The organism is Cellulosimicrobium sp. 72-3 (assembly GCF_013127315.1).
Lineage (GTDB): Bacteria > Actinomycetota > Actinomycetes > Actinomycetales > Cellulomonadaceae > Cellulosimicrobium > Cellulosimicrobium funkei.
This window is the reverse complement of record NZ_CP053419.1, coordinates 3,729,281-3,744,849: the sequence shown is the minus strand read 5'-3', so window position 1 is coordinate 3,744,849 and position 15,569 is coordinate 3,729,281. Positions and strand designations below refer to the sequence as shown.

The 15,569-nt window shown below is 75.0% G+C and carries 15 protein-coding genes; 7 read left to right on the top strand and 8 right to left on the bottom strand.

Annotated elements, in window-relative coordinates; all coding sequences use genetic code 11:
• Positions 1-4 precede the first annotated feature (4 nt).
• On the bottom strand, positions 5-3,934 hold the full coding sequence (locus HKK73_RS16750) for a nitrate reductase subunit alpha (protein WP_253705682.1): 3,930 nt from the start codon (positions 3,932-3,934) through the stop codon (positions 5-7).
• Between the two features lie 230 nt (positions 3,935-4,164).
• On the opposite strand from HKK73_RS16750, the gene HKK73_RS16745 reads away from it, so the two are divergent.
• Positions 4,165-4,674 carry a molybdenum cofactor biosynthesis protein B gene (locus tag HKK73_RS16745; RefSeq protein ID WP_144679803.1) on the top strand — a complete coding sequence of 170 codons (510 nt, stop codon included), beginning with the start codon at positions 4,165-4,167 and terminating at the stop codon, positions 4,672-4,674.
• A gap of 105 nt (positions 4,675-4,779) precedes the next feature.
• On the opposite strand, the gene HKK73_RS16740 is transcribed toward HKK73_RS16745, so the two are convergent.
• The 4 genes from HKK73_RS16740 to moaC are packed head-to-tail and all read right to left on the bottom strand — an operon-like array spanning position 4,780 to position 6,508.
• Positions 4,780-5,016, bottom strand: coding sequence for a MoaD/ThiS family protein (locus HKK73_RS16740; RefSeq protein WP_114553347.1), 237 nt, complete (start codon positions 5,014-5,016; stop codon positions 4,780-4,782).
• Between the two features lie 3 nt (positions 5,017-5,019).
• A complete protein-coding gene (locus HKK73_RS16735; RefSeq protein ID WP_061267805.1) occupies positions 5,020-5,313 on the bottom strand; it encodes a DUF6457 domain-containing protein in 294 nt (97 codons plus the stop codon).
• Positions 5,310-6,041, bottom strand: coding sequence for a molybdenum cofactor guanylyltransferase (locus HKK73_RS16730; RefSeq protein ID WP_249355930.1), 732 nt, complete (start codon positions 6,039-6,041; stop codon positions 5,310-5,312). Before HKK73_RS16730 ends, HKK73_RS16735 begins: the two co-directional genes overlap by 4 nt.
• The gene (moaC, locus tag HKK73_RS16725) at positions 6,038-6,508 is read right to left on the bottom strand and encodes a cyclic pyranopterin monophosphate synthase MoaC (protein WP_074803389.1); all 471 of its coding nucleotides are present in this window, start codon (positions 6,506-6,508) and stop codon (positions 6,038-6,040) included. Before moaC ends, HKK73_RS16730 begins: the two co-directional genes overlap by 4 nt.
• A gap of 97 nt (positions 6,509-6,605) precedes the next feature.
• On the opposite strand from moaC, the gene HKK73_RS16720 reads away from it, so the two are divergent.
• Positions 6,606-7,277 carry an AIM24 family protein gene (locus HKK73_RS16720; RefSeq protein ID WP_061267804.1) on the top strand — a complete coding sequence of 224 codons (672 nt, stop codon included), beginning with the start codon at positions 6,606-6,608 and terminating at the stop codon, positions 7,275-7,277.
• 18 nt (positions 7,278-7,295) lie between these two features.
• On the opposite strand, the gene glp is transcribed toward HKK73_RS16720, so the two are convergent.
• Positions 7,296-8,624 (bottom strand): gephyrin-like molybdotransferase Glp, encoded by a 1,329-nt coding sequence (gene glp, locus HKK73_RS16715; protein WP_171468440.1) that lies wholly within the window; start codon positions 8,622-8,624, stop codon positions 7,296-7,298.
• Between the two features lie 105 nt (positions 8,625-8,729).
• On the opposite strand from glp, the gene HKK73_RS16710 reads away from it, so the two are divergent.
• From HKK73_RS16710 to HKK73_RS16700, 3 genes are all read left to right on the top strand, one after another.
• Positions 8,730-9,479: a PAS and ANTAR domain-containing protein gene (locus HKK73_RS16710; RefSeq protein ID WP_034653310.1), complete on the top strand. Its 750-nt coding sequence runs from the start codon at positions 8,730-8,732 to the stop codon at positions 9,477-9,479.
• Positions 9,480-9,530: 51 nt separating this feature from the next.
• Positions 9,531-10,391 carry an SDR family oxidoreductase gene (locus HKK73_RS16705; RefSeq protein ID WP_034653313.1) on the top strand — a complete coding sequence of 287 codons (861 nt, stop codon included), beginning with the start codon at positions 9,531-9,533 and terminating at the stop codon, positions 10,389-10,391.
• A gap of 265 nt (positions 10,392-10,656) precedes the next feature.
• On the top strand, positions 10,657-11,448 hold the full coding sequence (locus tag HKK73_RS16700; protein ID WP_253705681.1) for a GAF and ANTAR domain-containing protein: 792 nt from the start codon (positions 10,657-10,659) through the stop codon (positions 11,446-11,448).
• Between the two features lie 9 nt (positions 11,449-11,457).
• Here HKK73_RS16700 and HKK73_RS16695 read toward each other — a convergent pair whose 3' ends face one another.
• Positions 11,458-12,189: a PAS and ANTAR domain-containing protein gene (locus HKK73_RS16695; RefSeq protein ID WP_137280819.1), complete on the bottom strand. Its 732-nt coding sequence runs from the start codon at positions 12,187-12,189 to the stop codon at positions 11,458-11,460.
• A 93-nt stretch (positions 12,190-12,282) separates the two neighbouring features.
• Between HKK73_RS16695 and HKK73_RS16690 the strand changes: the two genes are divergently transcribed.
• Entirely contained in the window at positions 12,283-12,768 is a 486-nt protein-coding gene (locus tag HKK73_RS16690) for a DUF6328 family protein (protein ID WP_021483376.1), read from the top strand.
• 691 nt (positions 12,769-13,459) lie between these two features.
• On the opposite strand, the gene HKK73_RS16685 is transcribed toward HKK73_RS16690, so the two are convergent.
• On the bottom strand, positions 13,460-14,707 hold the full coding sequence (locus tag HKK73_RS16685; RefSeq protein WP_171468439.1) for a nitrate/nitrite transporter: 1,248 nt from the start codon (positions 14,705-14,707) through the stop codon (positions 13,460-13,462).
• 118 nt (positions 14,708-14,825) lie between these two features.
• Here HKK73_RS16685 and HKK73_RS16680 point away from each other — a divergent pair, with 118 nt between their 5' ends.
• Positions 14,826-15,530, top strand: a complete 705-nt coding sequence (locus HKK73_RS16680; RefSeq protein ID WP_171468438.1) for a DUF1361 domain-containing protein — start codon at positions 14,826-14,828, stop codon at positions 15,528-15,530.
• Positions 15,531-15,569: the final 39 nt, after the last annotated feature.

Below are 15,569 nucleotides of genomic sequence, written 5' to 3'. Positions count from 1 at the left end.
CGCGTCACGAGTACCGCACCTCCTGGCTCCGGCGCCGGACGACCGTCATCTCGTCGCGCTGGTTCCCCGTGGGCCCGAGGTAGTTGAACGCGTACGAGAGCTGGGCGTACCCGCCCGCGAGGTGCGTCGGCTTGAGCAGGATGCGCGTGAGCGAGTTGTGGATGCCGCCGCGCAGGCCCGACGTCTCGGCGAGCGGGACGTCGATCGTGCGGTCGGTCGCGTGGAACATGTAGACCGTGCCCTCGGGCATCCGGTGGCTGACGATCGCGCGCGCCACCACGACGCCGTTGCGGTTGTACGCCTCGATCCACTCGTTGTCCGCGACGCCGATCTTGGCCGCGTCGGCCGGGCTCATCCAGATGCCGGGGCCGCCGCGCGACAGCGACAACATGAAGAGGTTGTCCTGGTACTCCGAGTGGATCGCCCACTTGTTGTGCGGGGTCAGGTACCGCACCGCGACCTCCGCGTGCCCGGCGGACCCTGGGTAGCCCGACGGCGAGGTGTCGCCCACGACGGGCGAGTCGCCGAACAGCCGGTGCATGTCGAGCGGCGGCCGGAAGACCGGCAGGTGCTCGCCCAGCTCGATCATCCAGTCGTGGTCGAGGTAGAAGTGCTGCCGACCCGTGAGGGTGTGCCACGGCTTGAGCCGCTCGACGTTGACGACGAACGCCGAGTACCGGCGCCCGCCGTGCTCCGAGCCCGACCACTCGGGCGAGGTGATGACCGGCGTCGGGCGGGACTGGACGTCCGGGAACGTCACGCGCTTGCCCTGCTCGCCCCGGGCGAGGTCCGCCAGGGGCGTTCCCGTGCGGCGCTCGACGTGCTCGAAGCCCTGCACGGCGAGGCGACCGTTCGTCGTGCCCGAGAGGGCGAGGATCATCTCGCACGCGTGCGTGTCGCGGTCGAGGCGCGGACGTCCGGCGGCGGGGCCGTCGGGCACGAGGCCGTTGCGCCGGCCGAGGTCCGCGACCTCCGGCCCGGGCGAGAACTGCACGCCCTTGGTCGCCATGCCCGCCTTCTCGGTGAGGGGGCCGAGCGCGGCCATGCGCGCGGCGAACGCCGGGTAGTCGCGCTCGACGACCACGAGCTTCGGCATCGTCACGCCCGGCACGAGCTCGCGCTCGGTCACGGGCTGCCCCGAGTCGGTGAGCGCGCCGTGCGGGACGGCCATCTCGTCCGGGGTGTCGTGCGCGAGCGGGGCGGCGACGAGGTCCTCCCGCACCCCGAGGTGCGTCACCGCGAGCTCGGAGACCTTCGCCGCGACGGTGTGGAAGATGTCGAAGTCCGTGCGCGTCTGCCACGGCGGGTCGATCGCCGGGTTGAACGAGTGCACGAACGGGTGCATGTCCGTCGAGGACAGGTCGTGCTTCTCGTACCAGGTCGCGGCGGGGAGCACGACGTCCGAGAACAGCGTCGTCGACGTCATCCGGAAGTCGAGCGTGACGAGCAGGTCGAGCTTGCCCCGCGGCGCCTCCTCGCGCCACGTCATCGACCGCGGGCGCCGCTCGGGACCGGACTCCGCGGCGTTGACCGCGGCGTCCGTCCCCAGGAGGTGCTGGAGGAAGTACTCGTTGCCCTTGCCCGACGACCCGAGGATGTTCGCGCGCCACACCGTGACGACGCGCGGGAAGTTCGCCGGGTCGTCGGGGTCCTCGCACGCGAACCGGAGGGTCCCGGCCTTGAGCTCGTCGACGACGTGCTGCGCCGGCTCCTTGCCCGCCGCGCGGGCCTCGTCCACCAGGTCGAGCGGGTTGCGGTCGAACGTCGGGTAGCTCGGCATCCAGCCGCGCTGCGCGGACTCGACCAGCGTGTCCGCCGTCGTGCGCCCGGAGAACTGGCCCCGGGCGAGCGGCGACGCGAGCGCGTCCGCGGGCAGGCCGTCGTAGCGCCACTGGTCGGTCGCGAGGTACCAGAACGCGGTGCCGATCATCTGGCGCGGGGGGCGCGACCAGTCGAGGCCGCCCGCGTACTGTGCCCACCCCGTGACGGGACGGCACTTCTCCTGCCCCACGTAGTGCGCCCACCCGCCGCCGTTCACGCCCTGGCAGCCCGTGAGGGTGGTCAGCGCGAGCATCGCGCGGTAGATCGTGTCCGAGTGGAACCAGTGGTTCGTGCCCGCGCCCATGATGATCATCGAGCGCCCGCCCGAGTCGAGCGCGTTCTGCGCGAACTCGCGCCCGATGCGTGCGGCTGCCGCGGCCGGGACGCCCGTGAACCGCTCCTGCCACGCCGGGGTCGCGGGCGTCGCGTCGTCGTCGTAGCCCGCGGGCCACTCGCCCGGCAGGCCGAGCTCCGGCCGGTTCACGCCGTACTGCGCGAGCAGCAGGTCGAGCACCGTCGTGACGAGCCGCCCGCCGACGCGACGCGCCGGCACGCCACGCACGACGACGCCCGCACCGCCCAGGTGCGCGCCCGCGTCGTCGCCCGGGGCCGGGTCGAGGTCGAACCGCGGCAGCCCGACGGCGACCGTCTCGTACGAGTGGTCGGCCGAGGGAGAGCCCGGGTCCGCCGGGGTAGAGCCCTGGTCGGCCGGGGTAGAGCCCTGGTCGGGCGACAGCGGGCGCTCGGGGACGGTGTCGCGGCTGGGAGGCGTCTGGGGGGAGCCCCAGAAGACGCCGTGCGGGTCGGCGACCGAGAGCAGCGGGTCGATGTCGCCGAGGTCGAGGTTCCACCGCCCGGCGTCGGCCTCGCCGTAGCGGTGGCCGAGGCTCCCGTGCGGGACGCGCGGGGTGCCGTCCGCGTCGAGCACGACGGTCTTGAAGCGCGCGTTCGCCGAGCCGGCGCCGTCGTCGCCGGGGCGCCCGACGCCGTCGGGCAGGTCCGCCGCGGTGAGGAACTTCCCGGGCACGTACGTCGTGCCCGAGCCGTCGTCGTGCTCCTCGAGCACGACGAGGTGGGGGAGGTCCGTGAAGCGGGCCGCGTACTCCGCGAACTGCGGGGTGCGGCGCTGCGCGTAGTGCTCCGTGAGGATCACGTGGCCCATGGCCTGGGCGAGCGCGCCGTCCGTGCCCGGGTGCGGGGCGAGCCACTCGTCGGCGAACTTCGTGTTGTCCGCGTAGTCGGGCGACACAACGATCACCTTCTGGCCGCGGTAGCGCGCCTCGGTCATGAAGTGGGCGTCGGGCGTGCGGGTCACGGGGACGTTCGAGCCCCACATGATGCAGTACGTCGAGTTCCACCAGTCCGCGGACTCCGGGACGTCGGTCTGGTCGCCGAAGACCTGCGGGGACGCGACGGGCAGGTCGGCGTACCAGTCGTAGAACGACAGCATGGTGCCGCCGAGCATCTGGACGAACCGCGCGCCCACCCCGTGGGAGACCATCGACATGGCGGGGATCGGGGAGAACCCCGCGATGCGGTCGGGCCCGTACGCCGCGATCGTGTGCACGTGCGCCGCGGCGACGATCTCCGCCGCCTCGTCCCACGTGGCGCGCACGAGGCCACCCTTGCCGCGCGCTGCCTTGTAGGCGCGGGCGGTGGTGGGGTCCGTCGTGACCTTGCGCCACGCGAGCACCGGGTCGCCCGTGGCGGCGCGGGCCGCGCGGTAGGCGTCGAGCAGCGCGCCGCGCACGTAGGGGTAGCGCACGCGCGTGGGGGAGTAGGTGTACCAGGAGAACGCGGCGCCGCGGGGGCAGCCGCGCGGCTCGTACTCGGGCGAGTCCGGCCCCACGGAGGGGTAGTCGGTCTGCTGGGTCTCCCACGTGATGATGCCGTCCTTGACGTACACCTTCCACGAGCACGACCCGGTGCAGTTCACGCCGTGGGTCGAGCGCACGACCTTGTCGTGGGACCAGCGGTCGCGGTAGAACACGTCGCCCTGGCGGCCGCCCGTGAGGAACACCTGCCGCAGGTCCTCGGACACCGTCCCGCGTTTGAGGTGCTTGCCGAGCCGCAGCAGCGCGTCCTCGACCGGGCCCTCCGACGTCGTCGTCATGCGGCGCTCCCGCCCCCCGGGGCGGCGGGGACCACCGGGCACCACCAGGGGCGGCGCGCCGGCGGCGACGACGGCACGGACAGGTACGACATACGAGCCTCCTGGGCGAGCAGGTGCGGCGGTCGGTCCACAGCCACTATGCCCAGGTCGCCCGGATCGCGCGCGGTGAGCGCGCGCCGTGGTCCCGTCCCCGCCGGGCCGGGCCGGGCCGGGCTCGCTACCGTGGCGCCATGACCGCACCCACCGGACGGCCCGCGGACGCGACCGTCGCCGTCGTCACCGTGTCCGACCGCTGCTCGCGCGGCGAGGCGGAGGACCGCTCGGGACCTCTCCTCGCGGGGCTGCTCGCGGCGTCGGGCTGGGCGGTCGTCACCGACCTCGTGCCCGACGGCGTCGCCCCCGTCCGCGACGCGGTCGCCCGGGCGGTGGCCGGGGGAGCGCGCGTCGTGCTCACGACCGGGGGGACGGGCGTCGGGCCGCGTGACCTCACGCCCGAGGGCACCCGCGAGGTGCTGGCGCAGGAGGTCCCGGGCATCGCGGAGGAGCTGCGCCGCCGGGGCGCGGAGCACGTCCCCGCGGCGGTGCTGTCGCGCGGCGTCGCGGGGGTCGCGCCCGGCCCGCACGGGCGCGCGCTCGTGGTCAACCTCCCTGGCTCCACCGGCGGGGTGCGCGACGGCTGGGCCGTCCTGGAGCCGCTCCTGCCGCACGTCCTCGCGCAGCTCGACGGCGGCGACCACTGACGACCGGGCCGTCGGGGCGCGCCGACCAGGCGGTCGCGGCGGGTCCCGGGACGGTGACGAGCCAGGACCGCCTGCTCGGCACGGGGCGGGGTCAGCCGGGCGGGGTCAGCCGCCGGCGAACGGGGGGAGGACGTCCACCGTCTCGTCCGCGGCGACCGGGGTGTCGTCGCTCGCCGCGCGGACGCCTCCCACGAGGAGCGAGCAGCGCGGGAGCACGTCGGCGAGCGCCGCGTGCCGGGCGACGACGGCGGCGTGCAGCTCGCCGACCGTCGTCGCGTCGACGGTCTCGGTCTCGGTGCCGGCGGCGTCGCGCGCGCCGGCGAAGTAGCGGACGGTCGCCATCTCTCAGTCCTGCGCCCCGGCCGGGGCCGCCGTGCCGGGCAGCTCGGGCTCGGGCGTCCACGCGAGCGCGAGCTCGGTCGCCCGGTCGAGCACGTCCTGCACGCTGCGGCCCGACCCGTCGTGCACGGCGAGCCCGGCGACGTAGCCCGCGACGAACGTCGTGAGAGGCGCGGCGGGGCGCTCGATGCCGTGCGCGGCGTCGCGCGCGAGGTCGAGGACCGCGCCGATGTCGACGACCTCCGGGTCGAGGTCGAGGTCCTGCGCGAGCGCGTCGACCCAGCGTTCGAGGTTCGTCATCGTGGCCTCCTGCCGTCGTCGGGGGTGCCGGCGGGCGGGGCGCCGGGCACCGCGGGCGCGCCTGCGGCCAGGCGGCGCTCCTGCTCGCGGGCATCCTCCCACGTGTCCACGTCGGCGGTGGCGCCCGTGTCGTCGGGGACGCCGATCGCGGGGAGACCGGCGAGGAGCCGCCGCACGGACGCGCCCTGCACGGTCGGCAGCGCGTCGAGCGCGGCGTCGAGCGCCGCGCGCTCGTACAGCCCGACGAGCCACTGCGCGCGTCCGTCGCGCACCGCGTGGACGGCGACTTCGCCGCTCCGGCGGCGGGCGGCGGCGAGCAGCGCGGGTACCGCCTCGGCGGCGCGGGGGACGTCGCACGCGAGCACGAGCACCCAGGGCGCGCGGCCGTCGTCGGGCAGGGCGGCGAGCCCGGCCGCGATCCCGGCGACGGGCCCTCCGAACGGCGGGTCCTCGCGCGTGCGGACGTAGCGCCCCGGGGCGGCGAGCTCGTCCGGCCCGACGACGACCGTCCGCGCCGCCCCCACGGTCGCCGCGAGCGCGTGCTCCAGCAGGGGCCGACCCCCGACGACGAGGCCGGGCTTGGGCGTCCCGAGCCGCTCCGCGCGCCCTCCGGCCAGCACGACGGCGTCGAACGCGAGGGACGGTTCGGCACTCCGTGCGGCGATCGGCAGCTCGAGGTGCCGACCCGGCCCGTCGGGTGCCGACCCGTCGTCGGGGCGGGCGGTCACGGCTCGCGGTGCCAGTCGCCGGACTTGCCCCCGGTCTTCGCGACCAGCCGCACGTCCGTGAGCTCGACGGACTTGTCGAGGCCCTTGACCATGTCGACGACCGCGAGGCCCGCGACCGCGACGGCGGTGAGCGCCTCCATCTCGACGCCCGTGCGGTCCGCCGTCCGGACGGTGGCGGTGACGTCGACGCCGTGGTCGCCCACGACGAGGTCGACGACCGCCCCGTGGACGCCGATGACGTGCGCGAGCGGCAGGAGCTCGGCCGTCCGCTTGGCGCCCGCGATCCCGGCGATGCGCGCGACGGCGAGCACGTCGCCCTTGGGGACGGTCCCGTCGCGCAGCGCGGCGACGATCTCCGGGGAGCACCGCACGGTCCCGGTCGCCGTCGCGGAGCGGACGGTGGGCTGCTTGGCGGTGACGTCGACCATGCGCGCGTGCCCGCGCTCGTCGAGGTGCGTGAAGCTCATGCCGCCACTCTCGCACGCGGCGCAGCGCGTGGTGCCGCACGCGCGGACGGTCGGGGGATCGGGTGCGCTCGCGGCCCGCAGCCGCGAGGATCGGCCCATGCGCAGCTCACTCCTCGACCACGCCGAGCGCTCCGTCGAGCCCGGCAGCTTCCAGCTCCAGAACGACCGCATGCTCAAGGTGGACCTCCGCGGCACGGGTGGGTTCTTCTTCGCGAAGCAGGGCTCGATGGTCGCCTACCAGGGCGACGTCGACTTCGCGTACGAGGGCAGCGGCGGTCTCGGCAAGATGTTCAAGAAGGCGTTCACGGGCGAGGGCATGTCGCTCATGAAGGTCTCGGGCAGCGGCGACGTCTTCCTCGCGCAGGACGCGGACCAGGTCTTCGTGCTCCACCTGGAGGACGAGGGCGTGACGGTCAACGGCGCGAACGTGCTCGCGTTCGAGAGCTCGCTCGCGTGGGACATCAACCGGGTCGAGGGCGCGTCGATGCTCAGCGGCGGCCTGTTCAACACGACGTTCACGGGGACCGGGTCGCTGGCCGTCACGGCGTTCGGCACGCCCGTCGTGCTCGACGTCGACGTCCCCACCTTCGTCGACATGCAGGCCGCGGTGCTGTGGTCGACGTCGCTGCAGTCCTCGATCCGCAAGACGGCGAAGCTCGGTGCCGCGATCGGGCGCGGGTCCGGCGAGGCGTACCAGCTCGCGCTCTCGGGGCGGGGGATCGTCGTCGTGCAGGCGTCGGAGGGGCACCCGCCGCCCGCGGCGAAGTGATCGAGGCCGGCCCCCGGTTCAGAGCAGCAGCACCTGCACGGGGTCGCCCGGCGCCACGGCCGTGACGTCGGCCCCGACGACGGCGAGCGCGTCGGCGTGCGCGAGCGCGCTCAGGCGGTGCGAGCCGGAGCCGCGCGCCGTCGCGTCCTCCTCGGGGCGACGGCCCGCGGGGACGACGTGCGCGCCGTCGGGCTCGGTGTGGCGCACGAGGACGAGCTGCTCGCGCCCGGCCGGCGAGGACCACCCCGCGGCGGCGACGCGCCGGACGAGCGCGCGACCCGGGCCGGGCACGCCGCGCAGCCGGTCGACGACGGGCCGCACGAACAGCTCGAACGAGACGTACGCGCTCACCGGGTTCCCCGGGAGCGCGAGCCACGGCACTCCCCGCCAGCGCGCGAGGCCCTGCGGGCGGCCGGGCTGCATGCCGACCGCGACGAGCCGGGCGTCGGTGACCGCGTCCTGCCACGGCGTGCCCGCGCGGGTCGCGGGGTCGAGCACCTCGCGCACGACGTCGAACGCGCCCGCGCTCACCCCGCCGGTGCTGACGAGCAGGTCGGGCGGGGCGCCGTCGAACGCGTCGAGCAGCCCGTCCAGCGTCGCGACGAGCGCCGCCGCGGAGTCGCCCACGGCCCCGCGCCGGACCACGCGCGCGCCCGCGGCCCGCGCCGACGCGGCGAGCAGGACCGAGTTGGAGTCCGGGATCCGCCCCGGCCCCGGCGTGGTGCCGGGGGCCACGAGCTCGCTGCCCGTGGAGAGCACCGCCACGCGCGGCGCGCGGTGCACGCGCACGGTCGCGTGCCCGGCGGACGCCGCGACCGAGACGTGCCGCGCCGTGAGCACGGCGCCTGCCGCGACGACGACGTCCCCCCGGCGCACGTCCTCCCCGCGGGTCCGCACGTGGGTGCGCGAGGCGTCGTGGACCGCGACCGTCGTCGGCCCGCTCCCGGCCGCGCCCGGCGTGAAGCGACCGGTCGACGTGCGCTCGACGGGCACGACGGCGTCCGCCCCGGGCGGCACGGGCGCGCCCGTCATGATCCGGACCGCCTCGCCCGGCCCCAGACCGCCGTCGAGCCCGGGCGGGCCCGCGTCCCCGGCCGCGACGTCGCCCACGACGCGCAGCACCACGGGCGCCGACGGCGTCGCCCCCGCCACGTCCTGCGCGCGCACCGCGTACCCGTCCATCGCGGACGCGTCGAACGCGGGGGCGTCCAGCGCGGACACGACGTCGGCGGCCAGGACGGCCCCCACGGCGTCCTCCAGCGGGGTGTCCGCGGGCGCCGTCGGGCGGACGAGCGCGAGCGCGTCCGCGGTGTGCTGGACGATCGTCCGACTCGGCTCGCGCGTCATGCCCGCACCGTAGCCGAGCCCGGGTGCCGACCTCGGGAGGGTGGGCTACGTTGGGCACCGGAGTCATGAAGCGGCCCGAAGCCCCCCGAACCTTGGGAGGACGACATGGCCTCGATCCCCGTGACCACCCTCAGCCCCGACCAGACGGCGCCCGTGCGCCCCGCAGCGCTCGCGGAGGTGCTTGCCGTGGGCACGCACCTCCTCGTGGGGCAGTACCGCGTCGAGCTCGGCACCGGGACGTGGTGGTGGTCGGACGAGGTGTACACCATGCACGGCTGGGCGCCGGGGGACGTCCAGCCCAGCCTCGACGCGCTGCGCTCGCGCAAGCACCCGGACGACCGCGCCCGCGTGGTGCGCGCCGCCACGGAGGCGATCCGTTCCGGTCGCCCGTTCTCGTGCGCCCACCGGATCGTCGACGGGCACGGCAAGGCCCGGTCCGTCGTCGTGACGGGACAGGGCCGACGGGACGCGCGCGGTCGCGTCGTCGAGATCGCGGGGTACGTCGTCGACGTCACCCCGACACACAAGGAGGCGCTGGAGCGCGAGTCGCAGCGCGCCGTCACGCGCGCGTTCGTCGCGCAGGCCGCCGTCGAGCAGGTCAAGGGCGTGCTCATGGCCGTGCACGGCGTCGACGACGTCGCGGCGGGCCAGCTCCTCGCGGAGGCGGCCGGCGAGGCCGGCGTCCCCGTCCAGGAGACCGCCTCGCAGGTCATGCGCGCGCTGAGCAAGGCCGGCGGGGTCGGCCCGACGGCCGAGGCCACGGTCGCGGGCGCGTTCGCCGCCGTCCGTCCGGTCGCGCGGCCCCGCGCCCACGAGGCGCAGCTCGCGCGCCGTCGGGAGCCGGCCCGCTCCTGAGCCGGACGGCCCCGCGCACGACGAGAACCCCACACGAGAAGGAGGAACGACATGACCGACGAGACCACCTTCCCGGCCCAGCAGCAGGAACCCCCGGGCCTCACCGGACGCATGGAACCGGTGCCCGACCACGGCGAGCAGTCCTATCGCGGCACCGGGCGGCTCGAGGGCCGTCGGGCGCTGATCACGGGCGGTGACTCGGGCATCGGTCGCGCCGTCGCCATCGCGTTCGCGCGCGAGGGCGCCGACGTCGCCATCGGCTACCTGCCCCAGGAGCAGGAGGACGCCGAGGAGACGGCGCGCTGGGTCCGCGAGGCGGGCCGCACGTGCGCCCTCCTGCCCGGCGACGTCACCGACGAGGCGACGGCGCGGGCCCTGCCCGGACGCGCCGCGGCCGAGCTCGGCGGGCTCGACGTGCTCGTCAACAACGCCGGCTTCCAGATGGCGCGGCGCGAGTCGATCGAGGACGTCACGACCGACGAGATCGACCGGGTGCTCAAGACGAACCTCTACGCGCTGCTGTGGATCACGCAGTCGGCGCTCGAGCACCTGGGCGAGGGCGCGGCGATCGTCAACAACTCGTCGATCCAGGCGTTCCAGCCGTCGACGTCCCTGCTCGACTACGCGTCGACGAAGGCGGCGATCAACAACCTCACGGTGAACCTCGCGGCCGAGCTCGGCCCGCGCGGCATCCGCGTGAACGCCGTCGCGCCGGGACCGATCTGGACGCCGCTCCAGCCGGCCACCCAGCCCGAGGAGAAGATCGAGCAGTTCGGGAAGGACACCCCGCTGGGGCGCGCGGGCCAGCCCGCGGAGGTCGCCCCGGCGTTCGTCTTCCTCGCCTCCCCGACGGACGCGAGCTACGTGTCCGGCACCGTCCTCGGTGTCACGGGAGGCAAGCCCGTGTTCTGACGGGCCCCTCCTCGCCGGGGGAGCCGCGGACCGTGAGACCGCGGCTCGCCCGGGAGGGTCGGAGGGTGGGCGTCCGCGTCCGCCCGGGGGCGGGACCGCCGCGAGAGCGACGGCGCCCGTGAGAGGGTCACAGCCGCCACGCCTTGTGCGGGCGAGACGGCCGCCGCCCCCGCCCCGCCCCGGTGACGCCCGGGCGGGGCCTCCGACACCGTGCGTGCTCCGGCCCGCCGCGACGTAGGCTTGCGGCGGAGACAAGGAGAGCACCATGAGCACCGATCGCGGAACGAGCGGCGAGCCGACCCCGGGAGGGTCCGGAGCACCGCTGACCGAGGTCCCCGTCGTCGACCTGATGGCGGAGGAGGCGACGGTGGCAGGCCTCGTGGCGGACGCCGCCCGCGCGCTCGCCGACGAGCCCAACCTCCAGCAGACCCTCGACCGGGTCGTCGAGCTCGCGGTGGCGATGGTCGACGGCTGCGACGAGGCCGGCATCTCGCTCGTGACCCGCCGCCGCATCGAGAGCGCGGCCGTGTCGGACCCGGTCGTGGCGCGCGGGGACGCGCTCCAGTACGAGCTCGACGAGGGCCCGTGCCTCGACGCCATCCGCGAGCACGCGCTCGTGGAGTCCGGGGACGTCGCTGCGGACCCGCGCTGGCCGCGGTGGGCGCCGCGCGCGGCGGGCGAGCTCGGCGTCGGCTCCATGCTGTGCGTCCAGCTCTACACGTCCGAGAACGCGCACGGTGCGCTCAACATGTACTCCGGCTCGCGCGACGCGTTCGGCCCGGACTCCCACCACCTCGCCTCGACGTTCGCGGCCGTCGCCGCCGCGGCCATCTCGGCCGCGCGGACCGAGGAGCAGCTGCAGTCCGCCGTGCAGACCCGCACGCTCATCGGGCAGGCGCAGGGCATCATCATGGAGCGGTACTCCCTGACGCCCGGCCGCGCGTTCGCCGTGATGAGCCGCGTGTCCCAGGACGCGAACATCAAGCTCGTCGACGTCGCCCGCGAGATCGTCGAGACCCGCCGCATCCCCGGCGTCGGCGCGCCCGCGGGGGACTGAGCCCGGCGCTCAGCCGCCGGTGGCCGGCTCGTCGGCGCACGGCGCCTCGAGCAGCGCGTCGACCCGGCGTCGGACCGACTCGTCGAGCAGCGGCCCGGCCGGCTCGGCGCCGCCGACCACGCCCTCCACGAGGCGACGGGCGAGCTCGCGGACGGGGACGTTCACGTCGTTCGAGCGTCGGCGCAGCACCTCGAACGCGTCGTCGGGTCCCGTGCGCAGCGCCGCCATGAGCACGCCCTTCGCCTGCTCGATCACCGAGCGCGACGCGTCCGCGGCCCGGATCGACGCGGTCGCCTCGCGCCGCGCGGCCTCGGCGTGCGCCGTCGTCAGGTCGACGAAGTAGCCCACCACGTGCGCCCAGGGCAGCTCCGCGCCCGGGTTCTTCCCCTGCGCCGCGACGGCGAGCGTGCGAGTAGCGCCCGTCGCGTCCACGATGCGGTGCATGGACCCGAACGGCTCCCCGGTCCGCGCGGCCTGCGCGAGCTCGCTCGCGACGCGCTCGCGGTCCTCGGGGTGCTTGTGCGACAGGACGAGGGCGGTCGTCGGCACGACCTCGCCCGGCGCGAAACCGTGCATCTCGTACACCTCGTCGGACCACCACCACGTGTCGGTGGCGATGTCCACGCGGAAGCGGCCGACCGGCTGGGGGTCACCCGGGCCGAGGGCGGCGAGGAGGTCGGCGAGAGCGGGCGGGACGACGTCGTCGGGCTCGGTGGCGTGGGCGGGCAGGGCAGCGTCCATCGATGGGGGTCCCCGGAGATCGAGCAGGACGGAGCCGATTCCTGACCCCAGCAGACTGAAGATTATCCCAGCGTCGGCGCGAGGGAGGAAACCGTGACCACCCAGGTCAGCGACGGGCGGGACGAGTCGGCCGAGGAACGGTCCGACCGGAACTGGGCAGAGCTGCTCCAGGAGCTGCGCGTCATGCAGATGGGCGTGCAGATCCTCACGGGGTTCCTCCTCACGCTGCCGTTCCAGCAGCGCTTCGGGGACCTCGACACCTTCCAGACCGACGTCTACCTCGCGCTCGTCGCGCTGGCCGTGCTGTCGACCGGCCTGTTCGTGACGCCCGTGAGCCTGCACCGCACGCTCTTCCGCCGGCACCGCAAGACGACGCTCGTGACCCTGAGCGACCGGATCGCACGGTTCGGCGTGCTCGTCCTCGCGTTCGTCGTCACGGGGACCGTGCTGCTCGTGGTCGACGTCGTCGTGAACCGCACCGCGGCCCTGTGGTCGAGCGGCTGCGCGCTCGTGCTGCTCGTCGGCCTCTGGTTCGTCCTCCCGCGTCTCGTCGCCCGCGGCACCGCGGCGTCGGACTGACCTCGCGATCGAACCGCAGTCGCGCGAGGTAGAGAGGTAGAGCCCTGGTTCGCCGAAGTAGAGCCGTGGTCGCGCGAGGTAGAGCCGTGGTCGCGCGAGGTAGAGCCGAGGTCACGCGAGGTAGAGCCGTTGCTCGCCGAGGTAGAGCTGTGGTCACGCGAAGTAGAGCCGTGGTCAATGGCGAAGACCGTGGTGGAACCAGGCACCACCCTCCCCGGCCGCCCCGCGCCGGCCCGGAGGGTCGAGCGACACCCCCTGTCCACCACAGCCCGCGGCCTCCGGCGAGCAGGTGATTGTGGCCCGTCAGCCGACCAGGACGAGCCCAGATCACCTGCTCGCCACCGAGTTCCGGCGCGACCGCGGTGACCCGGTGGGCTGTGCGGTGCGAGCGCACCTGACGCCGCGGGCAGTCGCTCGGGCTGGGGAGACCCAGAGGTGAGACGACGCCGGGCGGGGTGGGTGGTGGTGCCGCGTCGTGGCGGGCCTGGCGGGAGCCGTGAGGAACGAGCGGCGGATGGTAGACGCGGCACCACCACCCACCCCGCCCACCCAGGGCGACCACGCGCCGTCGGGCATGACCATGGCTCTACCTCGCGCGACCGCGGCTCTACCTCGCATGACCATGGCTCTACCTCGCGTGACCGCGGCTCTACCTCGCGAGCGCGGGGCTCCCCCCGGGCGGGTCAGCGGGTCAGGACGTCGAAGCGGCGGCGCGGGCCTGGACACCGCGGCGGACGGGGCCGAGGGTGAACAGCAGGGTCAGCAGGGCGGTCAGGGCGAGCAGCCCGAAGCCCAGGCCGTAGGTGCCCTCGAGCTGGTAGACGGCGCCCATGAGCAGCGGCGGGATGAACCCGCCGAGGCCGCCCGCCGCGCCGACGAGGCCCGTGACCGCCCCGACCTTCTCGACCGGCGCGACCTTCGAGACGAGGGCGAACGTCGCGCCCGACGACGCGCCGAGCGCGGCGGCGAGGCCGAGGAACGCGATCGTCCCGACCGGCACGAGCGACGGCTGGAACGCGACCACCGCAGCGAGCGCCGTGACGACGGCGAAGCACGCGACGGACACGGGCACGCCGCCGAACCGGTCGGACAGCGCGCCGCCGACGGGCCGCATGACGACGGCGAGCACGACGAACCCGGCGGTGCGGGCCGCGGCGTCGGACGCGGTCAGGCCGTAGGCGTTGACGAGGAACGTCGGCAGGTAGACGGAGAACGCGACGAACCCGCCGAACCCGACGGCGTACAGCCAGGAGAGCTGCAGGGTGGCGGGGAGGCGGAACGTCGCCCAGGTGCGGGACCAGAACCCGCCCGCGGGGGCGGTCGCCCGGCCGGGCGGGACGCGCAGCAGCAGCCACGACACGACGGCGAACACCGCGAGGACGGCGGCGACGAGGAGGAAGGGGGCGGCGTCGCCCCAGGCGTCGCGGATGCGGACGGTGGTGAACGCGGAGATCGCGGTGCCGCCCATCCCCATGCCGAAGATCCCGACGGCGGTGCCGCGCCGCGCGGGCGGGTACCAGGCGTTGACGAACGGCACGCCGACGGCGAACGCGGTGCCGCCGAGACCGAGGAAGAACCCCCCGACGATGAGCCAGACGAAGCTGTCCGCGACGAGCCCGACGAACAGCACGGGGAGGATCGTCAGCGCGCTGACCAGCGGGAACATGATGCGCGCGCCGTACCGGTCGGTGAGCGCGCCCACCGGGATGCGGCCGAGCGACCCGACGACGACCGGGACCGCGACGAGGACCGACACTTGCACGTCCGTGAGGTCGTACTGCTGCCCGTACGCCGCGCCGAGCGGGCTGATGAGCGCCCAGGCCCAGAAGTTCACCGCGAAGCCGATGGTCGCGAGGACGAGCATGAGCGTCGGGGAGGTGGACGGGGACGTCGTCGTCGCGGCGGGGCCGGCGGCCCTGCCCGCGTCCTGCTGCGCCATGGCGACTCCTGGGGGGAGGTGCCCGTCGTCGGGCACGGGGGAGGTCGTTGCGTCGAGCACCTCCACGCTAACGACGCTCCCCGCGCCGCGCGCGGGGAACCCCCCGTACCGTGGGGGCGTGCTCGACTGGCTCTTCGGGGGCGTGGCCCTGCTCAACGTGTACGCGCTCGCCCTCGTGGTGCTGCGCGCGCCGCTGTACCGCACGCGCGTGTACCGGCCCATGCTCCTCAACATCGGGCTCTCGATCGCGCCCGTCATCGTGCTGGGGATCGTGGTCGTCGTCGACGCGGTGCTCATCGCGGGCGGTGCCCCGTCGTGGGCGGTCGTGACGTGCGCCGTCGTCGGGTTCGGCGTCTGGCTGCTGCTCCTGCCGAACGCGGGCTACCTCGTCACGGAGCTGAACTACAGCCACCGCCAGGAGGGCGAGGAGGTCCCGCTCTGGTACGACATCGTGGCCGTGCTGACGCTCGCCCTGTCCGGGGTGATGAACACGCTCGTCAACGTGTTCCTCGCGCAGGCGCTGCTCGCGATCGTGCTCTACCCGGACGACGACGCCCCGTTCCGCCGTCCCGTGTCGTGGGTCGTGGTGCTCGTCGTGCTGGCGCTCGTCTCCGTCGGGATCTACCTCGGCCGGTACGTGCGGTTCAACAGCTGGGACCTCGCCCACCCGGTCCAGTTCGTGCGCAAGCTCGTGCGCCACTTCCGGGCGCGCGGCGCCGTGCTGGACGCGCTGCTCTTCGTGCTCCTGCACACGCTGTTCTTCGCGGTCATGTACGCGATCGTCATGGGGCCGGTCACGACGCTCCTCGTGCGCGGGGCGTGACGGCCCGTGAGGTTCCGGCGACGGCCCGTGACGGCCCCG

Excerpts from the sequence above, each read along its gene's own strand:
- HKK73_RS16750 (WP_253705682.1), bottom strand. The coding sequence starts at position 3,934 with ATGACGACGACGTCGGAGGGCCCGGTCGAGGACGCGCTGCTGCGGCTC.
- HKK73_RS16745 (WP_144679803.1), top strand. The coding sequence starts at position 4,165 with ATGACCGCACCCACCGGACGGCCCGCGGACGCGACCGTCGCCGTCGTC.
- HKK73_RS16740 (WP_114553347.1), bottom strand. The coding sequence starts at position 5,016 with ATGGCGACCGTCCGCTACTTCGCCGGCGCGCGCGACGCCGCCGGCACC.
- HKK73_RS16735 (WP_061267805.1), bottom strand. The coding sequence starts at position 5,313 with ATGACGAACCTCGAACGCTGGGTCGACGCGCTCGCGCAGGACCTCGAC.
- moaC (WP_074803389.1), bottom strand. The coding sequence starts at position 6,508 with ATGAGCTTCACGCACCTCGACGAGCGCGGGCACGCGCGCATGGTCGAC.
- HKK73_RS16720 (WP_061267804.1), top strand. The coding sequence starts at position 6,606 with ATGCGCAGCTCACTCCTCGACCACGCCGAGCGCTCCGTCGAGCCCGGC.
- glp (WP_171468440.1), bottom strand. The coding sequence starts at position 8,624 with ATGACGCGCGAGCCGAGTCGGACGATCGTCCAGCACACCGCGGACGCG.
- HKK73_RS16710 (WP_034653310.1), top strand. The coding sequence starts at position 8,730 with ATGGCCTCGATCCCCGTGACCACCCTCAGCCCCGACCAGACGGCGCCC.
- HKK73_RS16705 (WP_034653313.1), top strand. The coding sequence starts at position 9,531 with ATGACCGACGAGACCACCTTCCCGGCCCAGCAGCAGGAACCCCCGGGC.
- HKK73_RS16700 (WP_253705681.1), top strand. The coding sequence starts at position 10,657 with ATGAGCACCGATCGCGGAACGAGCGGCGAGCCGACCCCGGGAGGGTCC.
- HKK73_RS16695 (WP_137280819.1), bottom strand. The coding sequence starts at position 12,189 with ATGGACGCTGCCCTGCCCGCCCACGCCACCGAGCCCGACGACGTCGTC.
- HKK73_RS16685 (WP_171468439.1), bottom strand. The coding sequence starts at position 14,707 with ATGGCGCAGCAGGACGCGGGCAGGGCCGCCGGCCCCGCCGCGACGACG.